The sequence below is a fragment of the Pseudoalteromonas sp. MTN2-4 genome, assembly GCF_042848605.1.
GTDB lineage: Bacteria > Pseudomonadota > Gammaproteobacteria > Enterobacterales > Alteromonadaceae > Pseudoalteromonas.
On the sequence record NZ_BTGK01000090.1, the window covers coordinates 1 to 274 of the forward strand.

General features: G+C 42.7%; 1 pseudogene. It reads left to right on the plus strand.

The features are described from left to right. Nucleotides 1–274, plus strand: a pseudogene (locus ACGHEH_RS21840) (transposase); the annotation flags it as partial.

The window sequence follows — 274 nt, forward strand, 5'->3', positions numbered from 1 at the left end:
TGAAGCCGCCTTAGCTGCGTGTATGGCTTATGTAGATTTAAATCCTATTCGCGCTAAGATGGCGAAAACGCCAGAAACATCAGAGCATACGAGCATTAAAAAACGTATTGAATCAGCAAAAGAGGGAAAGCAGCCCAAGAGTTTACTTCGCTTCTCTGGTAGTCCCAGAAAACATATGCCTAAAGGTCTGCCTTTTGAATTTAAGAATTATCTACAGCTGGTAGAGCAAACAGGGCAGAGCATACGTGTAGATAAAAGAGGTTCAATCGACTCC